We start from the raw sequence: 20,451 nt of genomic DNA, 5'->3' as shown, positions 1-20,451 counted from the left end.
CGCCCCTCAGTAGCCCGGGTACTCCTTCAGCTTCTCCTCGAACTCGGCGCGGTCGGCGTCGCTGAGCACGGCGCTCGCGATCACGGCGATCTGCAGGCCCTCCAGCGGTTCGCCGGTGCGGGCGTTCTGCGCCTCGCGGGCGGTGCGGAAGTCGCCGGTGGGGTCGTTCGACAGGTCGTAGATGTTCGCGTAGAACCGCAGCGGATCGGGGTAGTTCTCGGTGTAGTACTCCCACGTGTGCTGCAGGCGCGGGTCCTCGTTCCCGTACAGCTTCGCCTTCATCGACGGGTCGAGGCTGGAGTACTCGTCGTTGAACGAGTAGAGGTATGCGAGGCCGTGCTCGGCCACAACGTCGTCGATCAGGGCCATGACCGCGAGCTTCTCGTCGTAGTCCTGGATCGGCGCGGTGGTCGCCCAACCCACCGAGGTGTACTCGACGAGCATCGACTCGCCGCCGTAGCCGTTGCGCTCCGGACGGAAGTCCTCGTCGCCGACCTGCACCCACTCGTACCCGAACTCGGCCGTGACCCGGGCGCGGATGTCGGCGAACAGCGCCTCGGCCTCGGCCTGCACCTGCTCGAGCGACTGCTGACGCAGGATCTGCTCCGGATCGGTGCCCTTGATGCCGGGGTAGGCCTCTTCGTGCTTCTGCTCCTCGGACTTCATGCCCTCGTAGGTGCCGGCGGCCGAGGTGCGCAGGGCGCTTACGCCGCCGATCGTCGCGACGTTCACGACGAGGGCGATCGCGAGGGCGATGGCCCCGAACGTGCGACCACGGCTCGTGACGAGCGCGCCGATCCCGGTCGCGACCACGACGAGCTGCAGGGCGATCATCGTGATCCCGTAGAGCGCATCCGTGGCGCCGACGGCGAGCGTGATCAGCAGGATCAGGGCGAACAGGATGCCGCCGATCAGCGCGATCCAGCCGAGGGCGTTCGCGCGCTTCCGCTCTCCGGGTTCGGACGTCGCGCTGCCGGTCGCCGCCGGCACGCCGGGCTGCTGCACGACGGTGACGCCGGAGGGGCGCCGTGCGCCCCGATAGCCGCCGGGCGGTGGCACGGGCGGGGCGCCCTCCGTGCCAGCGACGTAGCGTGCGCGCTGCTTCTCGTGGTCCATCACCATGGCCTGTCCGTCCCGGATCCGGGCTCGCCGCCGCCCTGCTGCTGGTCGCGCTCCTGCGTTCCCTGCTCGAGCTTGTCCTTGAGATCCTCGAGCTTGTCCTCCGAGGGCTGCGGCTCGTCCTGCGGCTGCTCCTCCTCCTCGGGAGGGGTCTGCTCCTCCTGCTGCTTCTGCTTCAGCCGATCCTCGAGGCCGTCCTTGCTCTCCTGCATGTCGCGGTTCGGGTCGGGGGACTGCTGCTGCGCCTCCTCGCTGCTGCACTCAGAGGGCATCTCCGTCGTGACGGTGAGCGCCTCGCCGTACAGCTGGGCCGCCGCGGTGCCGTCGCCGTCGGCGCGGGCCGCATCGCCCATCCACTCGATCACGAGTGCGAGGTTGATCCGTACGCTGCACACCTCGAGGCCGGTCGCGAGGTCGAGCGACTCCTCGAGCTTCGCGCGCGCCTCGGGCAGGCGTTCAGCGCCGGCGAGGGCGGTGCCGACGTTGAAGGGCGCCTTGTACGGCTCGAACCAGTTGAGGAACTCCTGACCGCGGGCGGCGGATTCCGAGCTCGAGAAGTCGTCGGCGACGTAGGCGCTGATCGACTGGTGGGCGAACGCGTACATGCTGAGCAGCTTGCCGACGAACAGCAGTGCGGCGAGGGTCAGGGGCAGCGTGCCGATCGCGATCCAGCGGCGGATGCGGCGGCGCCGCCGGTTCGATGCGAGCAGAGCGGATGCCGCCTCGGCGCGCATCTCGTCGGTCTCGGTCACGGTGGTCATGCGTCACCCCCGTCAGCCGGCGTCGTGCGGGGAGCGCGGAGGTGCCGCAGTCGCGCGATGAGCATGCTCGCCCGCAGCATCTCGACCGCCAGCAGGGCCGCGACCACGAGTGCCGCGATCCAGTACAGCTCGATCACATTCCCGACGCTGCCCGACTCGGCGTAGGCCGTGGTCGTGGACGGCGCCTCGGGCAGCACGAGCTCGGCCTCCGCACTCCGATGCTGGTACTCGACGCCCAGCTGCGAGGCGATCCGCTCGAGGTTCGTCTCGTCGATGACCGACAGCGCATTCGCGCCCTGGTACTGGATGTAGTCGCCCGGGGTGCCGTCGACCGCGCCGGTCGTGAGTCGCATGGGCCCGCCCTCGGCCGTGCCGTAGCCGAGCACGGCCCCGGCATCCGTGTATCTCGAGCTGCCGTCGAAGGGCTCGGGGGGCGAGTCGACCGTCTGCTCCCCGTCTCCGAAGTAGAAGACCATGCGAGATCGGTCGGGCTGCGTCTCCGCGGCGTTCGCGAGCGTGTCGGCGAGCAGCTGGTTCGCGATGCCGACCGAACTGCCCCGCGACTGGCTCGTGACCTCGGGGCGCAGCACGTCGAGCGACGAGATGAGCGCGGTGGTATCGGTCGTCAGCGGCAGGCGGAGATCGGCCGAGGCGGCGGAGGTGATGAGCGCGAAGCGCGCGCCGGGGTACTCGTCGACGATGGACTGCACGTCGGCGCGCACGCCGGCGAGACGCGGCTGACCGTCGCCCCAGTCCTCCGCCACGATGCTCGCCGTGGTGTCGACCACGAGCACGATGTCGGTGTCGGTCGCGAGCGTCTGCGTCGATCCGCCGGGGATCCCGGGGCGCAGCAGCATCACGAACACGGCGAGCAGCATGACGAGGCGCATCGCCCACAGGGCCTTGCCGCGGCCGGGCGCCTTCACGAGCGCGAGGACGCCGATCGCCGCAATCGGCGCGCACAGCAGCACGAGCAGGAACACGTTCAGGACCGGTTGGAGGATCACAGCTTCACCCTCCACAGCACCACGACGAACGACAGCATCCCGATCAGCAGCACGACGATCCAGAGATCGGGGGTGTCGGTCCACACGACCTGCGCCTGGCCCTGGAGCTCGGTGGCCTCCTGCTCCTGCACCTGCGTGACGATGTCGCTCACAGTCGTGGTGTCGCGCAGGCCGTAAGCCGCACCCCCCGTCGCCTCGGCCGCGCGGGCGAGCTCGGCGCTCACCTCGGCATCCTTGCCCTGCACCGGGTTGAGCGCGAAGACGCGCACGCCGACCGACTTCGCGTAGGCGGACGCCTCGTCGAGGGTGACGATCGAGGCGCCGTTGATCTCGTTGTCGGTCGCGAAGATGATCGAGCGCGACCGGTCGTCGTCGGGGTGATCGAAGGCCATGGTGCACGCCGCGAGACCGTCGCCGATGAGCGAGGCTCCGTTGCCGTTGAGCGTGCCGACCCAGTGCTCGGGGATCTCGTCGAGGTAGTCGAAGCTCTCACGGATGCTCTGCAGATGCCCGCGGATGAATCCGTAGTCGTCGGTGAGCGGGAAGATCTGCACGGGCGAGCTGTTGAAGATCGTCAGTCCGATGCGCTCGCCCTCGAAGTCGTCGAGCAGCTCCTCGAACACGGTGAGCACCTCGACGTCGACCTCGCTCATCGACCCGGAGACGTCGAGGCACAGCATGATGTCGCGGCTCGTGTTCACGGGCTGGATCGTCTGCGACGACATCGGCCGGGCGGCCACCACGCCTGCCGCGAGCATCGCCACCACGCCGATCGCGAGGATGCCGGAGAGCCCGAGGACGCGTCGGTTCAGGGCGCGACGGAAGGAGGGGAGGGCGCGCAGGCGCTCGGCGCGGGCGATGCGCGCGTGGTCGTGGACGTCTCCGCGGCCGCCGCCGCGCAGTCCGAGCAGCACGCCGACCACGATCGCCGCGACGAGGACGCCGGCGACGACGAGGATCAGCCATCCGTTCGCTAGTGCCACGAGCGCACCACCGTCCTGGCCGCCTCGGCACCCGCGAGCGGATCGATCGACGGCCCCTGCCGGAAGATGCTCGGGTAGTAGTGGCGGCTCATGGCGTCGATGAGCGCGGGGTGCACGCCGCGCGACACGAGGTCGTCGAGGGCCAGTACCGGGGCCTCCAGGCCGCTGTACTCGTTCACGAACGTGCGGACGACGCGGCTCAGCTCGAGGTTGGCGTTGCGCGCGGAGAGCGCCCGGCCGCGGTAGTCGTCCTCGATGCGCTGGATCGCCTCGAGGTACTCGACCCGCAGCTGCGACAGCACGTCGACGGTCTGCAGGGTCGGGATGTCGCCCGCACGGGTCAGCGTGAGGTCCCGCCGCGGGCGGGTGAGCGCGACCACCAGCCACGCGGCGGCGATGAGCAGCACCAGGATGCCGATCGCGAGCAGGATCCAGCCCCAGCCGTACTGCGCCGGCGGGTAGAGCTCGTCAGAGCCGGGCATGGGACCTCCGGTTCAGCAGCTGCAGCAGCTGTGCGACGGCGTCGTCCTGGTCGGCCAGTACTCCGTGGCTGATCTCCATGCGGGTGAGGAGCTCCGCGAGACGCGCGGCATCCGCCTCGGTCCGCGCCGTCAGTTCCTGCACGATGTCGGCGTCGCCCTGCACGAAGTCGGGCACCTCCCAGAGGCTGTCGACGTCGCGGCGGGAGATCGCGGTGCGATGGTCGAGCACGGGCTCGGCGTCGCGCACGGTGAGCCAGAGCACGTCGTGCTGCACGCGCAGCCGGCGCAGCATCCGCTCGGTCTCCTCGGTCACCGGCGCCTCGTCGGTCACGACCACGACGATCATGCGCCGCGAGATCGTGCGGGCGACGTACGAGAGGAGGGCGTCGCGGTCGCTCGGCGCCGTGCTCTCGTCGATCGCCCGGTCGATCGTCCGGAGGGCATGCTCGAGAGCGCCCTCGCTGCGTCCCGGTGCGCGTCGGCGCACACGGGCGGCGTCCCCGTACACGAGGCTGAAGTCGTCGCCGTGACGCAGGGCGAGCACACCGAGCACCCCGGTGCTGAGGATCGCGAGATCCTTCTTCGACTTCTCGTCGCGAGCCAGAGCACCCATCGACCGTCCCGTGTCGACCACGAACATCACGGTGTGCATGCGCATCGCCCGGTGTCGCTTGACGAGCGGTGTGCCGAGTCGGGCCGTCGCGCGCCAGTCGATGTCACGCACCTGATCGCCGTACTCGTACTTGCGCAGGTCCTCGAAGTCGAGGCTGCGCCCGTGCAGCAGCGACGCGTACGCGCCGTCGAGCGCGTGCAGCGACTTGCGCGACGAGTGGATGAAGAGCTTGCTCTTCACCTGCGTGATCAGGCTGGACATGGTCGGGTCGTCAGGGAGTGGGGACCGCGCCGAAGATCTGGTCGATGATCTCCTCGCTGCGGATGCCCTCGGCGTCGGCCTCGAAGGTCAGGAGCACGCGGTGGCGCAGCACGAGGTGGCGGAGGGCGCGGATGTCCTCGGGGAGCACGTGCGCGCGGCCGTTGAGCAGCGCGAGAGCGCGAGACGCCTGCAGGAAGGCGATGCTCGCACGCGGGCTCGCGCCGTACTTGATGTAGCGTGCGCGCTCCTCGCCGATGTACGGCGCGGGGTTCCGGGTGACGTAGGCGATCGACACGATGTAGTTGCGGATGGCCGGGTCGACGTAGATGCGCGAGGCGACGTCCTGCAGCATCCGCACGTCGTCGAGCGTGATGGCGCTCTCGACGTGCCGGTCCGGGTCGAGCACGCCCGAGTCGATGCGTCCGAGGATCTCGAACTCGTCGGCCGGGCTCGGGTACTCGACGATCTCCTTGAGCAGGAAGCGGTCCATCTGCGCCTCGGGCAGCTCGTAGGTGCCCTCCTGCTCGATGGGGTTCTGCGTCGCGATCACGAGGAACGGCTGCGGCAGGTGGTGCACCTCGCCGCCGATCGTGGTCTGGTGCTCCTGCATGGCCTCGAGCATCGCGCTCTGCGTCTTGGCGCTCGACCGGTTGATCTCGTCGAGCAGCACGAAGTTCGCGTGCACGGGGCCGAGCACGGTGCGGAACGACCCGGTCGCGGCGTCGTAGATCTGGTTTCCCGTGATGTCGCTGGGCAGCAGGTCGGGGGTGCACTGGATGCGCTTGAACTGCGCCTTCACGGTGTCGGCGAGCGTGCTCGCGGCTGTGGTCTTGGCGAGACCGGGCACGCTCTCGAGCAGGATGTGCCCTCCGGCGATGAGCGCGATGAGCAGGCTCATGCGCAGACGCTCCTGGCCGACCATCTTGGCCGAGTACGCGTCGGAGACGGTCTTCAGCACGGCGCTCGCGCGGCGCAGCTCGGCGTCGGTCGGTGCCTCGGACTTCGTGGATGCGGAGGGGGAGGCCGGCACGGAGCTCGCGGCGGCGTCGGCGCGCGTGGCCGGAGGCGCCGGGGGCGCGGCCGCGGCGGAAGGCGCGGGTGGCGGCGGCGGGGTCGATCCTGCGGAGGTTCCGGGCGCGTAGGGCTCGTTCATCGGTCTCCTCGTTCCACGGGGACACCACGACGATCCCCCGCGCACCAGCGTAACCGCATCCGCGGACGCTCTTCCGGGTGGCGGGTGGGGACTTCTCCCCATGCGCCGGCTGGACGCGGGCCGGGCTTTCAGAAGTCGTAGACGTCGCGGCGGTGCGCCACGCGCACCACGGTCACGAGAACCTGATCGTCGACCACTTCGTACAGCACGCGATAGTCCCCGATCCGCACCCGCCAGGCGTTGTCGAAGCCCGCGAGCTTCCGCGCGCCGGGCGGACCTGGCTCACGCTCGAGCTGGGAGATCCCCCCGAGGAGGCGCCGACGGATCTGCGCATCCAGCGTGCGGATCTCCTTGGCGGCCGCAGTCGTGAACTGGACGCGGTACACGCTCACGCGACGTCGGCGCGCAGCTCATCCAGCGATACCCGACCCCCGTCGTCGGCCTCGCGCGCCGCAGCGAACTCGGCGGCATCACGCGCCGCCTCGAGCTCCTCGAGCAGTTCGAGATCGTCGACACTGATGACCACCGCGGTGAGCTTGCCATGACGGGTGACGCCGACGCGTTCCGAGCCGTAGGCGACGCCGCCGAGGACGTCGGCGAGACGGTCGCGGAGATCCTTCGACGGCACACTGCGGCTGATCGTGTTCATGGCTTCAGATTACCACTTATGTACATAAGTGTCTGAAAGTACTAAAGAGCGGTGAGGGATGCTCCGCGCCGGCGTCCCACCCACACGACGAAGCAGGCGACGCCGATGATCGCGATCGCGATTCCGACGATGTACGCGGCGACGCCGAGGTAGCCGCCGGGAATGAAATGCGGGTTGAGGAAGGGGTACGGGTACCAGTACTCGGCACCCGTGGCGGGCGCGATCACGAAGTTCGCCCGGATCATCGTGTACACGGCCCACGCGAGGGGGAAGGCCGCGGTGATGAACACCGTGCCCCACGGCAGTGCCCGTCGCCGCGGTGCGAACAGCACGTCGATCAGGAGGATCAGCGGGAAGACCACGTGCAGCACCTCGTTGGACCACGGCACCGTGACGCCCTGGGGGAGCTCGTATCCGCGGAGGAGCGTGTTGTAGACGATGCCCGTCACGATCATGTAGGTGCTCGCGCACACGAGCAGGATCGCGAGCCAGGAGGGCTCCTGCTCGCGGTCGCGGCGATGGCGGATGCTCCAGACGGCCGCGATGATGAACGCCACCGCGGCGATCACGTTCGAATCGATCGTGAAGAAGCTCAGGAAGTTCCACCACACGGTCGGCAGATGGCTGCCCCACGGTGTCGGGTCGACGGCCGCGAGCTGCAGCGTCAGTGAGAGCTGCGCGACGACCGCCGCGAGTCCGAGCGCCGCCGCGGCGAGTCGTGCGTAGGGCCACCAGGTCTTCGTCTGCATGTTCGCCTCCGCGCACACTTTATCCATTTGTTGCGGTTTCCGACCTAGACCGGCATCCCGATATATCGCTAGGGTCGGAGCCATCGACGGCACGGCGCGGCGGAGGGGCCACATGAGCGACGGCACGGCAGAGCGGACGAACGAGGCGCGCGGCAGACGCTGGCGCGGGAGGGTCGGGCTCAGCATCCAGTCGAAGCTCCTGATCATGCTGCTGGCGGTGAGTCTCGCCTCCTCGGTCATCGTCGGCACGATCGGCTTCCTCAACGGCCGGCAGTCGCTGCACGACTCGGCCATCGACCAGCTCATCACGATCCGCTCCATGCGCGCGGCCGAGATCACGACGGCGCTCGACGCCGTCAAGCGCGATGCATCGCTGCATTCCCGCAACCTCAGCGCGCAGGCGCTGTCGACCTCGATCAACGAGGGCTTCGCCGAGCTGCAGCAGGAAGAGCCCGAGCCCGAGGATCGCGCGGCGCTCGAGACCTACTACTCCGACGTCTTCATCCCCGAACTCGAAGGTCGCACCGGCGATTCGTACGGGGACGAGGCATTCATCCCCGACTCCGTCGCCGGCCAGCATCTCCAGGCGCACTTCACGACCCAGAACCAGGACTTCGACGCGGACTACGACACACTTCTCGACGACAACGACCCGGGCGACGGGTCGAGCTACGCGGCCGCGTCCGAGCAGTACGGCGACTACTTCAGCCGACTCGTGCGCGAAGCCGGCTACGAGGACGCCCTGCTCATGAACCTCGACGGGGACATCGTGTTCTCCGCGTACAAGGGCGTCGAGCTCGGTAGCAATCTCATGTCCGGCCCCTACCGCGAGACGGCGTTGGCCTCGGCCTACGCCGAGGCGATCGCCACGAACTCGGTCAGCACCGTCGTCCTCACCGACTTCGAGCGCTGGATCCCCTCCCTGAACGTCCCGACGATGTGGGTCATCTCGCCGGTGGGCAACGACAGCCGCATCACCGGTGCCATGGCGTTCCAGGTGTCGATCGACACCATCAACGCCCTGACCACGGGCGACGAGGGGTGGAAGGAGCAGGGGCTCGGCGACACCGGCGAGGTCTACCTCGTCGGACGCGACGACCTCATGCGCAGCAGCTCGCGCATCCTCATCGAAGACCCGGAGGTCTACGAAAAGCGCGCCGTCAACGGCGGGATCGCTCCGAGCATCGTGAAACGCGCGGTCGAGGTCGACGGCACCGTGCTGCTGCAGCCCGTCGACACCCAGGCGGTCGAGGACGCGCAAGCGGGTGAGTCCGGCACGACGACCGGCCGCGACTACCTCGGCGGCGACAGCGTCACGGCGTACGCGCCGCTCGAGGTCGAAGGGCTCGACTGGGTCATCATCGCCCGGATCGACTCCGCCGAGGCGTTCGCTCCGGTGAGCGAGTTCACCCGCACCGTGCTGCTGTCGCTGCTCGGCATCCTGCTGGGCGTCTCGCTGCTGTCGCTGCTGCTCGCGCAGGTCTTCACGAGGCCCGTGCACCGGCTCGTCGGCGCCGTGCACCGCGTCGCCGCCGGGGACCTCGACGTGCAGGTGCCGCAGGGGTCGCGCGACGAGTTCGGCGACCTCGGCCACGCGTTCAACGACATGGCGTCGAGCCTGCGCATCAAGCAGGAGCTCATCGACGAGCAGCAGGTCGAGAACGAGAAGCTGCTGCACACGCTGATGCCCGAGAGCGTCGCCGCGAAGTACAAGAAGGGCGACGAGGCGATCTCCGAGGCGCACGAGAACGTGTCGGTCGTGTTCGCCGAGCTCATCGGCTTCGACGACTACGCGCGCGGCCTGTCGCCCGAGCAGGAGATCAGCCACCTGAACACCCTGATGCGCGGATTCGATGAGGCGGCCGAGAAGGCCGGCGTCGAGAAGGTGCGGACCCTGCGCGGCGGGTACCTCGCCTCCTCGGGTCTCGTGGTGCCGCGCGTCGACAACGTGCGGCGCAGCGTCGACTTCGCCAGGAACCTGCTCGGGGTCGTCGAGCGGTTCAACGCGCAGAACGGCACCTCGATCGGACTCCGCGCGGGTGTCGACAGCGGCACGGTCACGAGCGGTCTGGTCGCGCGCACCACGCTCGCCTACGATCTGTGGGGCGACGCCGTGAACCTCGCGTATCGGGTGCGTTCCGTCACGGGCGACCCCGGCGTGTACGTGAGCCAGACCGTCTACGACCGCACTCGCGAGATCTTCACGTACTCCGAGGCGGGCACGGTGGAGGCGCACGGCGGCACCGAGACCGTCTGGAAGGTGGCCTGACATGATCGAGGACGCGTTCCGCGACGGGTGGGGCTGGTGGGTCATCGCCCTCGCGGTCGGCGTACCCGTGCTGCTCGTCGTCCTCACCGAGCTGATCAACGGGCTGCGGCGTCGCAACAACCCGCTCGCTGGTCCGCTGCGTCTGCTGCGCAACGGCGTGATCCCGATCGGGGCGCTGTTCGCGCTGCTGGCCTTCGCGATCCAGTCGCCCGCCGATCAGGTGTGGACGCGGATCGTCGCGACGATCTTCGGCTTCCTCGTCATCCTCCTGTTGCTGTCGTCGTTCAACGTGGCGTTGTTCGCGAACGCGGCCGAGGGCTCCTGGCGCAAGCGCATCCCGACGATCTTCGTTGAGATCGCCCGCCTCGTGCTCGTGGCGCTCGGCCTCGCGCTCCTCTTCTCCTGGGTGTGGGATGCCGATGTCGGCGGCCTGTTCACGGCGCTCGGCGTCGGATCCATCGTGATCGGACTCGCGCTGCAGAACGCGGTGGGCGGCGTGATCTCGGGCCTCCTGCTGCTGTTCGAGCAGCCCTTCAAGATCGGCGACTTCCTCGATGCGGCCGGGGTGCGCGGCCGGGTGGTCGAGGTGAACTGGCGTGCGGTGCACATCGACACCGGCTCCGGCATCCAGATCGTGCCGAACTCGAGCCTTTCCGGCGCGTCGTTCACGAACCTGTCCGAACCCGAAGGGCCGTATTCGGCGGAGGCGTCGGTGAAGTTCGCGACGGACGATCCGCCGCACGAGGTGATCGCGCTGCTGGTCCAGATCGGCGACGGGCTGCCGATGCTCGCCTCCGGCGAGCGGACGAGCGCGAGCTACTCCGGAGCCGGCGCGTACGGCGTCTCGATCCCCGTGTCCGGACCCGCGGATGCCGGGCGCGCGCTCTCGATGTACCTGTCCTGGCTCTGGTATGCCGCGCGGCGTCGCGGATTCGCCCTCGACGGCGATGACAGTGATCCGATCGCCGAGCCCGCACGGCTCGTCGAGGCGCTCACCGCGATCTCGGGAACGCTGCACCTGCACGACGACGACCTCGAGGCGATGCTGCAGGGCTCGCATCTCGAGCGTTACGGCGTCGGTGAAGTCGTGCTCGCGAGCGGGGTCGTGCCCGACGAGGTGCGCGTGGTCGTCTCCGGGCGCGCGGTGCTGGCGCTCGAGGTCGACGGCGGCCGTGTGGAGTTCGCCGCGGCCGAGAAGGGCGACATCATCGGTCAGACGGCGCTCACGCGCGAACGCACGCAGGCGGTGACCGTGGCGGGCGAGATCCTCACCGTCGTCGTGCTGCCGCTCGCGACCGTCGACGAGCTGATCCGCACGCGGCCGCGTCTCGCGACCGAGATCGGCGAGTCTCTCGAGCTCAAGCGCAAACTGGCGGGCGAGATGCTGCAGAGCGTCGAGGCCCAGCGCGGAGCGCTGCGCCAGCGCGGGTCGATCAGTCCCCGCTGAGCGCCGTTCAGCGCGACCGGCGACCCCAGCGCAGGCGGGTGACGAGCACGCCGAGCAGGCACAGCGCCCCGCCGAGGAACATGAGCGGCGTCGGCACCTCGCCGAGGATCGCCCAGGACAGCAGGATCGCGATCGCGGGCACGACGTAGGTCGTCGCGGAGGTCTGGCCCGCGGTGCTGCGCTGCAGCACGTACGCCCAGGTCGTGAACGCGATGGCCGTGGGGAAGACGCCGAGGTAGATCACCCAGAGCGTCGAGTCGAGCGGAGCGGTCTGCACCGCGCCGATCAGGCTCCCCGTCCACGGGAGCAGAGCGACCGTGCCGGCGACGGCGCCGAGGAACGTGAGCGTGGTGGCGTCGGTCCCTGCGTTCAGCAGACGCTTCTGCAGCAGCGTGCACCCCGCGTACATGACCGCGGCGAGCAGAGCCAGCAGCAGCCCGGTGATGTCGGGGCCGGCATCCGTCGACGAGTTCATGCCGATCAGCACCACACCGAGGAACGCGATGGGCGCCCCCACGATCAGCGGCTTCGGGAAGCCCTCGCGCAGGAACAACCCGCTGAAGACCACCACCATGAGCGGAGCGAGGTTCACCACCATCGCGGCAGTGCCGGCGTCGAGCGTGCGCTCCGCCGCATTGAGGGCGAGGTTGTACACGCAGAACCACCCCACGCCCCACACCGCGATGAGCCACCAGTGCCTCCGCTCGGGAAGGCGGATTCCGTGCCGCAGCGCGATGACCGCCAGCACCGCGCTCCCCACGGCCATGCGCAGCAGAGCCAGTGATCCCGGGTCGAAGTGCGGCCCTGCCCCGCGGATGCCGATGAACGCCGAGGCCCACAGCACCACAGTCACCAGCGCGGCGAGGAGCACGATCGGCCCCTGGCGGCGCGACGGCGCGGCGATCGCGTCGCGCGTGCTCTCGGACTTCGGCATCCTCCGATCGTGGCACCGACCACCGACATTCACGATCGCACTGAGCGACAGCATCCGACGCTTTCCCGCCATGCCGCTCGGGGATGTTCGGGCACACGGCGATCGAGAGATGCGGCAGCGCCCTCAGGATTCCACAAGCTTTTTCTCAGGAGAACCCCAGAGTATCGGTTCTTGTTTGATTGCTATTCGTCCACATATAAGAGCAAATACTAATCTTCAGCTCGTCTATCAAGTGTCAAGTCGGCCGTTTGGGGGACAGACGACATCACAGGCGTTCGAATAAAGTCCCAGCTGTACCGCCGCAGACCCTCGGATGACGCGTGACGGTCCCGCTCGAATGGAGAGGTCTGCGTGCGTCGGATGACGCCATGACGATCGCGTCGCGCGCGGGACCCGCGCGTCGAGCACCCGCGGCAACGATGCCGCTGATCCCCGACACCTTGAGAAGAGTCTCGCGATGACCTCCCGATCGGTTCGACGACTTCACCTTGCCCCTGTGAGGCGCGTGCCTTTCGCGCTCGCCGCGATCCTGACGACCATCGCCGTGACGATCGGCCTCTTCCAGCCGATCGCGGCGTCGGCGGACCCGGTCTCGTCCGGGGTGCCCGAGGGTTTCGGCATCTACGAACCGGCGACGGACGCCGCCGGGGTGGTGCGCCTCTTCACGGAGGGCGGCCCGTCCGTGCAGGCGGCGGCGCGCGATGCGCTCGCCCAGGGTGAGGCCGCCGTCGACGAGTTCATCGCGAACGGGCAGGACGTCGCGATCGATCAGGACTACCGCATCGTCGCATTGCGATTGAGCATGTTCGGCGGGCGGGAGGTGCGCGCGCAGGCCGAGACCGCACTCGAGTCCACGGATCCTGCCGTCATCCGCGCGTTCGTCTCGGGCGGATGGCAGGACGCGTGGATCGTCGACGAGCGCTCCGAGGCGTACATCCTGGCCGGGACGGGCACGCCGACCGTCAGCCGCGAGGCCGAGAAGGCGCTGGACTCCGACGACCCGAACGCGGTCAGCGACTTCATCCGCACCGGACAGTTCGACGCACGCCACATCGACGATCGCTCTGCCGCGTACATCCTCGCGAGCACGGGGTCGCCGAGCGTGGCGCTTGCCGCCGAGGAAGCCCTCGACGCGATGCTCCCCGATGGCAGCGACGACGCGCAGGCGGTGACGGACTTCCTCCGCTACGGCCAGTTCGTGGCCGCGGCCCGGGATGCCGAGACGGCGTCGATCACGCAGCTCGCGCAGCAGGCCATCGACGCGAATGCGATCGCCCAGGAAGAGCGCCTGAAAGCCGACGAGGCGTCGGCGCAGGCCGTGCTCGCTGCGCGACTCGCGAAGGAGGCGACCGAGCGGGCCGCGGCCGAGGCCAACGCGGCACAGGGTGAAGCGCAGAAGGCGAACGCGGCCGCGGGCCGCGCGGCATCCCTCGCCTCTCAGGCCGCGGATGCTGCGGACACCGCCGTCCAGGCGGCGGCCGCGGCGCACCAGGCGATGAACGCCTCGATGAGTGCGGCCGGCACCGCGGCATCCGCCGCTGCGCGTGCCCAGCGAGCCGCCGCGAACGCGAACAGCGCTGCGGCATCGGCCGCCGGTCAAGAGAGCAACGCTGCGGCAGCGCGAACGGCAGCGGAGCAGGCGCGCGCGGCCGCCGGGGTCGCGAGCACGTCGTCCCGGGCGACGAACGAGGCGGACAAGGCATCGAGCGCCGCCACGAGAGCGTCGAATGCGGCCGGCGCGGCCGCCGGCTATTCGGGTGAAGCGGCTGGGTGGGCGACGGAGGCCTCTCAGGCGTCCGGCGTCTCCTCCGCGGCAGCGGCGAAGGCACGCGCGGCAGCAGGCAAGGCGAATGCGGCGAAGGACCGCGCCGCCACGGCCACAGCGCGTGTCGACCAGCTCGCGGCCCAGACCTCGCAGGTGGCGCAGGAGGCCCGTGATGCTGCGTCGCGCGCCGCCGACCACGCCAATGCGGCCGCGATCGAGGCCGACACGGCCGCCAACCAGGCGTCTGTCTCTCAGGGCGCAGCGACCCGGGCGACCGCCTCGGCCGCGAAGGCCGAGACCGCCGCGGAGGAGGCGACGAAGGCCGTCGACCTCGCCAAGCGCATCTTCGACCTCGCTCGGCAAGCCGACGCCGAACGTCTCGCGGCCGAAGAGGAATACGGGATGGAGCGCGCGCGCCAATCCGCCAAGGACGAAGCCGAGGCGCTCGCGCAGGAGGAGAAGGAACAGAAGAAGGCTGCGGATGCCGTCGCCGAGAGCAGCGACTTCCTCGAAGCGATCTCGCAGCCGGATGCCGACATCGACGAGCTTCTGCCGGAGGCGCGGTCCGCGCTCCTCGCGCTGATCACCACCGGCACCGCCTGGGTCGCGGCGGGCGCGGAGCAGGCGGTCATCGGGTCCGACGAGGCCGTCGTGGAGTACTTCACCGAGGGATACCCCGTCGCGCTGCAGCAGGACCAGTGGGATGAGGTCAAGGGATACCTGTACGGCTCGAACGAGCAGCTGCGCGTCGAGTCCTATGACATCCTCGAGAACGGCGAGGAGTACGTCGCCGAGTTCCTCGCCGTCGACGTGCCGCAGATCAAGGATCTCGACAACCGTCAGGCCGGCTACATCCTGGCGCAGAACGGCGGCGTCGAGGTCCAGCGACAGGCGAACATCGCCCTCGACGCCGACGACCCCGCGGTTCTCGCCGAGTTCATCGAGCACGGGCAGTACGACGCGCTCGCGATCGACCAGCGCGCCGAGGCGTTCATCCTGAGCGACCAGGGCGGCCCCGAGATGAAGGCCGCGGCCAACATCGCGCTCGAAGGATCGAACGCCGACCTCAAGGCCTTCCTCGAGCGCGGGCGCTACGAGGCCGAGAAGCGCGACAATGCGACCGCTGCGCATGTCGCCCAGATGCAGAGCATGCTGCATCTCGCGGACTCGCAGGCGTCGGCGTCGCGTGAGGCTGCCGCGAAGGCGGCACAGGCCGCGGCCGTCGCGCGGAACGCAGCCGCAGAGGCGCAGGCGAGCGCGGCCAAGGCGCAGCAGTACGCACAGCAGGCGCAGAACTGGGCCGCTCAGGCTGCGGATTCGGCGAACCAGGCCACGGCCTCCGAGAACCAGGCCAAGCAGTCGCAGCAGAGGGCCCACCAAGCCCTCACGCAGGCGATCGCCGACGCCAAGGTCGCCAACAGTAGCGCTGCCCGTGCGACAGCCTCCGCTCAGCAGGCGCAGGGATACGCGGCGGATGCAGCGGGCGCAGCCGCGCGAGCTGCGCAGTCGGCGACGAACGCGGGACTCTCCGCGGCCGCCGCCGCGCAGGCGGCCACCGAAGCGCAGAACATCGCGGCGATGATGCAGCGCGCCGAGGATGCGTCGAACAACTTCCCACCGCCCGCCGATCAGCGCGGCGAGCTCACGCAGGCGGAGATCGATGCGGCCTACGCCGCCGGCGGCGACGCCGAGGTGCAGAAGCTCAAGGACGCCTACGCGCTGACCCAGCCGAACGCCTTCATGGACATGATCATCAAGGAGGGCGGTCAGCTCCTCCTCGATGTTCTCGGTGTCACGGACATCATGAACTGCGTCACGAAGGGCGACTTCGGCGCCTGCGTGATGTCGATCATCGGCTTCGCGCCGTGGGGCAAGGTCGCCAAGCTGCTCGGCTCCATCCCGCTGATCTTCAAGATCGCCACGAAGGTCATGGGCTTCGCCGACAAGGTGAAGGACGCGTTCTCGCTCCTCCGCAAAAACGATGGCCGCGTCGACGACATCATCGCCGCCGCGTGCAGTACCAGTCGATCTGCGAAGGACTGCACTCCCTTCGAACCTGACGATCTGACCTACGTCAAGAGCGATCCCGCCCATATCAAGGGCAAGAAAGGTGAGATTGCCGCGGGGATTCCCATCACCACAGAGAAGAAGAGGTTTTCGAAAACTGACTACCCAGAACTAAAATCGGACCGTATACCCGAAGACCGGACGCCGACCTCGATCATCGAAGTGAAGAACGTCAACACGCAGTACCTGACTCCCCAACTCGTTGACTACATCTATCTGGTCAGGGCGACGAAGCGTACGGAGTTCGTTCTCATCGTGCGACCGGACACGCATCTGACGAACGGCCTCCTGAAGGAATTCTGCACTAAAGCTCCTCCTGGCGTACAAGCGATCAATTTCATCATCAAGTTCCTCCCCGAGACGGTCGGGGGAGAAGTGAGCGACAACATGGCGCCAGGCATCTGCGAAGCCTGGAGAAACAAGAATGGCGGGAGTTCCGGCTGATGTCGTACGACATTGACGTTTTCGGAACCATGGCGCTGACTTCGCGCGAGCTGGCAAAGCTGGTGGCATCGTTGCCAGAGCTGAAACCGAGGAGACACTGGCCCTCTGGCCAGCTCACCTCCGTCGTGAACGCAGACACCGGCGACACGTGTCTCACAATCGATGGGCCGTTGCGGGTAGGACCTGAAGATCTCGTCGAAGGGATTGAGATCGTCGATGCGACCGTCATGTACTCCGTCCATGCAGTGCGCACGTCCTCAGAGCTCGAAGTGAGGGAGGGCACTGTTGCCGAGCCCGCCAACATCGCCTACGCAATTCGATTCGCTAATCGGTTGGCAGAAGCAATCAACGGAAAGGCCGTGGACCTTCAGAGGCATGAGTCGGCGAGTAGCGATCGCGTGTCAGAAACCCTGAGGCAATCGAACGAGGAAAATCGGTGGGTCCATATGTTGTGGTATCGGCTCCCTGGGGAATCCTCGGCTTCGAAGAACTTCGCGGCGACCTATCTCGCGGTTGCCCGACGCGTCCTCCCCTCCGCCGTTCCGATGCGCTTCGGAACACACGAGCCCTGGCAGGGACGTTTCCCGCGCGATGACGATGCACGCTTCGCGGCGATCTACGGGGAAGACTGCCGAGCGTCTGACCTCAAGCTTGAAAGTGCGAACTTCGAGATGGGGTTGATCAGCGCGTGGGGGAGTGTCCGAGGACGTAAGCTCCAAACGGCCCACATCGTTTTCTCGCTCTCGAAACTTGAACAGAATGGCGACGTCGCGAAGGTTAGGTACTTCGTCGAGGAGTTCGCGCGCGAATCAGGGTGCTTCTTCGCCTCAGCGGAGGTGAGTGACGACCTTTTCGATCCGACGTACCCGGTCATCTTCGATGGAGGATGGGGTGGTGTTCCCGCAACGCCGCTCTGGATTACGTGGTACAACGCCGAGTACGCGGACGTGGTGCGTCCCTTCGTTCGAGGAGGCAATCTGCATGAGCAAAAAGGCAATCTTCTCCACGACTGGAGTGAAGAGCCGGTCGATGCCATCGACATCGCGACGATCGCCGGAGAAACGGTGAGGATTCCCTACGAGATCACGGGTATCGCCGATGAGGGTCGCTCCCCTGTCTCCCCTGCTCCCCTGCTCCCCGCATTGTTGCGCAAGGCCGATTTCTAGCTTCGCAAATTCCGGTTCGGCGCGCGCGCCGCTTTCCATCGCTTCAAGACGTCAGTCAGAAGCTCGTCATGAAAGGCCTTCATGTCATCGTCTCGTTTCCGTTCCCGTGTGGGTGTTGCTGCCGCGGTGGGTGGGTTGTTGTCCGCGCTGTTGGTGGGTGGTTCTGTTGCGCCGGCGGTGGCTGATGATGCGCCGGGGTTCCTGGTGGAGTCCGGGGTGCATCCTGATGCGGCGGCTTTGGGTGCGGCGAATGGTCTGGTGTTGAAGGACGGCAACGGTGGGTTGCGGTTGGCGGCGTCGTGTTCGACGGCGTCGACGGCGAATCAGGTGCGGGTCGAGTACTCGTTGAACGGGCGCCCGGCGAGGGTGTGTTTCGATGTGGTGTTCCGTCCCGCGGTGCTGAACTTGGAGATCGATAGCTCGTTCGGTGTGAAGGCGGGCAAGCAGCCGCTGGAGGTGTTCTTCGAGATCAACGGTGTCGAGGACACGTTGGATCTGGCTCCGACGCGTTCGGGCACGGTCGATGAGGACCGTACGGGTCAGTCGACGATCGTGACGTTGGATGTGAAGGCGGATGCGGCGGATGTGCCGGTCACGGATGCGGCGTTCCCGCGCACCGCGATCGGACAGGTGCGCTCCGGTCTCGGGTCGTGCACGGGCACCCTGGTGGATCGGTCGTGGGTGCTGACGGTGGCGAGCTGCCTCGCCGCCGACCCGGCCACGGTAGCCGCGGGTGCCCCGGCCGCCCCGGTGCGGGTGCTGTTCGGTGCGGACATCGCGAACGACAAGACCACCGGCGGCACCGGTGCAGGGTCGAAGGTCACCCAGGTGCAGCCTGCCGCGGCGGGTGCGGATGCGGTGATGCTGAAGCTCGAGACCCCAATCGACACGATCACCCCGATCGCTCCCGCGACGGCGGCGCCCACGGTGGGCGAGAACCTCGCGTTCACCGGGTACGGCCGCACGGCCTCCGCGTGGGTGCCCCTCGCCGCACACAGCTATACCTACCCGGTCACTGCTGTCGGCGGTTCTCTCACGGCATCCGCCACCGGCGCTTCCCTCTGCCTCGGTGATGGCGGTGCTCCCGGCATCCGCACCGTGAACGGCACCTCCACGCTGGCTGTGATCGCGTCCACGTCCTCGCAGGCCGGATGCGTCGGCTTCGGCATCCCCGTCGGCACCGCGTCGGTGACCTCCACCCGGGTCGACACGATCGCCCCCTGGATCGCCACCACCATCCAGAACGGCCTGAACACGACCGCTGTCTCGGCAGCCGACAAGGCCCTCGCACAGCAGATCATCGACCGCGGCCGTGTGACCGCCGCCGCCCCGGTGCTGTCGCAGCTCCAGGGGTATGCGAGTGGCGTGAAGCGCGCCAACATCGTGAGCGGCGAGGTGCGCGACTGCACGATCGACTCCTCTCTGCTGGGCGCGCTCAAGAAGGTCGTCGTCGACGACGGGTTTTCGATCACGATCTCGTCGCTCAACGAGTACTGCCTGGGAACCGCGACCACTGCGACTGACTACCACTCGCGGAACGGCGGCGGCCACGCCGTGAAGATCACGATGGTGAACGGGGTAGCGGCGACCGGTGCGACGGTCCACGACCTCGCGCTCCGCACCGCGATGTTCGCTGCTCTGCCGGCACCCGCAGGGATCGGACAGCTCGACTGCCGACCGCGAGCTGCAGCGCCGGCGGGTTGGGCGCAGTTCGCGAGCGCCTGCACGCACGACTACTTCGAGTACCGTGGCGGGGTCGTCGCACAGACCCCGGTCACGGCGCCGTCGTTCGATGTGGACGGCGACACGTACGCCGACGTCCTGGGCATCTCGACGACGAACCAGCTGAACATCTACTCCGGAGCGAAGACCGGCGGATGGCTGACGCGAACGCTCGGAAGCACCGGGTGGGACGCGACCGCCACGATCGTGCACGGCGACTACAACTCCGACGGCAAGGGCGACTTCGTCACGGTCGAGAACGACGGCACGGTGTGGTTCCACGAAGGCGACGGAGCCCGAGGCTTCACGAAGTCGCTCATCGGATCGAACTGGCCGGGCACGACGTATCTGACCGGCGGTGTCGACTTCACCGGAGACGGGCGGGCCGACATGATCGGACGCGGCACGAACGGGAACATCTTCCTCTACGCCGGCACCGGTGCGGGAACCTTCATAGCGGGCGTGCACTTCAATGCCGGGTGGGGACACATGACCGCGCTCCTCGCCGGCGACTTCAGCGGCGACGGCAAGGGTGACCTGGTCGCGCGCGACACCGCCGGGATCCTGTGGCTGTTCCGCGGAGACGGTGTCAACCTCACCCCCGCGATTCAGGTCGGCAACGGCTGGAACATCATGAGCGTCATCACCGGTGGCGTCGACTACAACGGCGACGGCAAGGCCGACATCCTCGGCCGCACGACCGCGGGTCAGTTCTGGCTCTACGCCGGCACCGGATCCGGGTTCCAGGCACCGACCAACCCCGACAGCGGGTGGAACATGCACCGTCTCCTCACCTGACCGACGGCGTCACGACGCCCGCACACACTTCTCGTATCCAGGCAAGAAAGGCCTTCATGTTC

16 protein-coding genes are annotated in these 20,451 nt (G+C 68.2%); 5 read left to right on the top strand and 11 right to left on the bottom strand.

Annotated elements, in window-relative coordinates:
- Positions 1-6: 6 nt before the first annotated feature.
- From AKH00_RS14200 to AKH00_RS14155, 10 genes are all read right to left on the bottom strand, one after another.
- Positions 7-1,122, bottom strand: coding sequence for a hypothetical protein (locus tag AKH00_RS14200; RefSeq protein WP_050723426.1), 1,116 nt, complete (start codon positions 1,120-1,122; stop codon positions 7-9).
- Positions 1,116-1,880, bottom strand: coding sequence for a hypothetical protein (locus tag AKH00_RS14195; protein ID WP_050723425.1), 765 nt, complete (start codon positions 1,878-1,880; stop codon positions 1,116-1,118). Before AKH00_RS14195 ends, AKH00_RS14200 begins: the two co-directional genes overlap by 7 nt.
- Positions 1,877-2,887: a VWA domain-containing protein gene (locus AKH00_RS14190; RefSeq protein WP_050723424.1), complete on the bottom strand. Its 1,011-nt coding sequence runs from the start codon at positions 2,885-2,887 to the stop codon at positions 1,877-1,879. Before AKH00_RS14190 ends, AKH00_RS14195 begins: the two co-directional genes overlap by 4 nt.
- Entirely contained in the window at positions 2,884-3,870 is a 987-nt protein-coding gene (locus tag AKH00_RS14185; protein WP_235556790.1) for a vWA domain-containing protein, read from the bottom strand. The genes AKH00_RS14190 and AKH00_RS14185 overlap by 4 nt, the downstream gene beginning before the upstream one ends.
- Complete coding sequence (locus tag AKH00_RS14180; RefSeq protein ID WP_050723423.1) at positions 3,861-4,352, bottom strand: hypothetical protein; 492 nt, start codon at positions 4,350-4,352, stop codon at positions 3,861-3,863. Before AKH00_RS14180 ends, AKH00_RS14185 begins: the two co-directional genes overlap by 10 nt.
- Positions 4,339-5,226: a DUF58 domain-containing protein gene (locus tag AKH00_RS14175; protein ID WP_050723422.1), complete on the bottom strand. Its 888-nt coding sequence runs from the start codon at positions 5,224-5,226 to the stop codon at positions 4,339-4,341. Before AKH00_RS14175 ends, AKH00_RS14180 begins: the two co-directional genes overlap by 14 nt.
- Before the next feature lie 10 nt (positions 5,227-5,236).
- Positions 5,237-6,379 (bottom strand): AAA family ATPase, encoded by a 1,143-nt coding sequence (locus AKH00_RS14170; RefSeq protein WP_235556789.1) that lies wholly within the window; start codon positions 6,377-6,379, stop codon positions 5,237-5,239.
- Between the two features lie 128 nt (positions 6,380-6,507).
- A complete protein-coding gene (locus AKH00_RS14165; RefSeq protein ID WP_200903867.1) occupies positions 6,508-6,771 on the bottom strand; it encodes a type II toxin-antitoxin system RelE family toxin in 264 nt (87 codons plus the stop codon).
- Entirely contained in the window at positions 6,768-7,028 is a 261-nt protein-coding gene (locus AKH00_RS14160; protein ID WP_050723420.1) for a type II toxin-antitoxin system prevent-host-death family antitoxin, read from the bottom strand. Before AKH00_RS14160 ends, AKH00_RS14165 begins: the two co-directional genes overlap by 4 nt.
- A 41-nt stretch (positions 7,029-7,069) precedes the next feature.
- On the bottom strand, positions 7,070-7,777 hold the full coding sequence (locus tag AKH00_RS14155) for a Pr6Pr family membrane protein (RefSeq protein WP_050723632.1): 708 nt from the start codon (positions 7,775-7,777) through the stop codon (positions 7,070-7,072).
- Between the two features lie 112 nt (positions 7,778-7,889).
- Between AKH00_RS14155 and AKH00_RS14150 the strand changes: the two genes are divergently transcribed.
- Both AKH00_RS14150 and AKH00_RS14145 read left to right on the top strand, forming a co-directional pair.
- Complete coding sequence (locus AKH00_RS14150; protein ID WP_161804402.1) at positions 7,890-10,046, top strand: adenylate/guanylate cyclase domain-containing protein; 2,157 nt, start codon at positions 7,890-7,892, stop codon at positions 10,044-10,046.
- A 1-nt stretch (position 10,047) separates the two neighbouring features.
- A complete protein-coding gene (locus AKH00_RS14145; RefSeq protein WP_082297647.1) occupies positions 10,048-11,493 on the top strand; it encodes a mechanosensitive ion channel domain-containing protein in 1,446 nt (481 codons plus the stop codon).
- A gap of 7 nt (positions 11,494-11,500) precedes the next feature.
- Here the strand turns inward: AKH00_RS14145 and AKH00_RS14140 are convergent, their stop codons facing one another.
- Positions 11,501-12,427, bottom strand: coding sequence for a DMT family transporter (locus AKH00_RS14140; protein WP_050723419.1), 927 nt, complete (start codon positions 12,425-12,427; stop codon positions 11,501-11,503).
- A gap of 496 nt (positions 12,428-12,923) precedes the next feature.
- Between AKH00_RS14140 and AKH00_RS14135 the strand changes: the two genes are divergently transcribed.
- The 3 genes from AKH00_RS14135 to AKH00_RS14125 all read left to right on the top strand — a co-directional run bounded on the left by AKH00_RS14135 (position 12,924) and on the right by AKH00_RS14125 (position 20,389).
- A complete protein-coding gene (locus tag AKH00_RS14135; protein ID WP_161804401.1) occupies positions 12,924-16,703 on the top strand; it encodes a putative toxin in 3,780 nt (1,259 codons plus the stop codon).
- Complete coding sequence (locus tag AKH00_RS14130) at positions 16,703-17,869, top strand: hypothetical protein (protein WP_050723417.1); 1,167 nt, start codon at positions 16,703-16,705, stop codon at positions 17,867-17,869. Before AKH00_RS14135 ends, AKH00_RS14130 begins: the two co-directional genes overlap by 1 nt.
- Positions 17,870-18,265: 396 nt before the next feature.
- Positions 18,266-20,389, top strand: a complete 2,124-nt coding sequence (locus tag AKH00_RS14125; protein ID WP_161804400.1) for an FG-GAP-like repeat-containing protein — start codon at positions 18,266-18,268, stop codon at positions 20,387-20,389.
- Positions 20,390-20,451: the final 62 nt, after the last annotated feature.

It is taken from the genome of Microbacterium sp. GCS4 (assembly GCF_001262495.1).
In the GTDB taxonomy this organism is placed as follows: Bacteria; Actinomycetota; Actinomycetes; order Actinomycetales; family Microbacteriaceae; genus Microbacterium.
The sequence above is the reverse complement of the archived record's forward strand: the minus strand, read 5'-3'. Positions and strand labels throughout refer to the sequence as shown.